This is a genomic window from Candidatus Magnetobacterium casense (assembly GCF_019173545.1).
In the GTDB taxonomy this organism is placed as follows: Bacteria; Nitrospirota; Thermodesulfovibrionia; order Thermodesulfovibrionales; family Magnetobacteriaceae; genus Magnetobacterium; species Magnetobacterium cryptolimnobacter.
Window position 1 is genome coordinate 1 of record NZ_JABXWD010000735.1, and the last position, 1,192, is coordinate 1,192.

Sequence of the window (1,192 nt, forward strand, 5' to 3'; positions counted from 1 at the left end):
GGGTGCGTGCTGCGGATGGCTCTGTGCCGGAGTTCAAGGTGTTTTTCAAGCGAGGCATGTTCATATGGTTTATGGGGCAGGCCCTGGGGATACCCGGATTGTGCTTCCTGAGCAACTTTATGGCATACCTGATCCTGCTCAGGGACAAGAAAACCACCTGGGATGAAAAACTCAACCTGGTCGTCTCACACGGAGGGGTCAACGACAACCGGATTGGGACGTTTGTTGCCCTGTTTGTGCTGGTGACAGTGCTGTTTGCCTTTAATCTCTTTGGGGTATACCAGGAATACAAGAAAACTCTTTCTCCTCAGGAACCTGTTGCTGTGCGTGTTCAGCGGTCTCCGGAGCGTGTTGTTGAGCCCTCTCCTGAGACGCTCCCAACGCTGCCACCACCGTCGCACAACAGGGCGGAGATGATGACGGCGGATGATTGGTTTGAGAGGGGCAGGAGGCTCTTTGTCGAGCGAGAGTATCAGGCCTCAGTGGATGCCCTGAACAATGCCATAGAGTTAAATCCGCAATACACCGAGGCATATGTAAATCGGGGATCGTCGTACAAGATGCTTGGAAAGAACCAGCAGGCGCTCAGTGATTATAATCATGCAATTGAGTTGAATCCAAAGCTGTCGGTGGCATATTTTTATCGGGGATTTTTTTACTATGACCTCAACAAAGTGCAGCAGGCCATTGACGACTTTGACATGGCCATAGACCTCAATTCCAGGTATGCCATGGCATATCTCTTTCGCGGGTTGGCATACAAGGCCATCGATGCCACCGAACAGGCCATCGAGGACCTTGACATGGCCATTGTGCTGGCCCCCCAGGACCCAAAGGCCTTTTACTCCAGGGCTGTGTTGCACAACGCTAATGGTAACGACCTCCAGGCCATCAGCGACTTCAAGGTCGCAGCCAGACTCGGCTCCAAAGAAGCAAGAGACGTCCTCGCAAAACAGGGCATCCAATGGTAAGGAAAAAAGAAGTCCCATAGAACTGCTTTAACCATGATTCCTTTGATTGACCATAAGATTGCCCAGGCAATTGGCCGTGTTGACAGAGGCAGTCAGTGGGTGTTATTATACAGTCATGCACCAGAAGTTTGACATAGCATTGAAGGACATCATAAAAGATGTGCCGGGGACGTTTTTGAGGTTGCTGACGGGGTATGAGACGGGCAAATTCATAGACGTTC

1 protein-coding gene is annotated in these 1,192 nt (G+C 51.0%); it reads left to right on the forward strand.

Annotated features, from left to right (window positions below):
* On the forward strand, positions 1-971 hold a 971-nt coding region (locus tag HWQ67_RS19170), incomplete at its 5' end, for a tetratricopeptide repeat protein (protein ID WP_218254296.1).
* Positions 972-1,192: the final 221 nt, after the last annotated feature.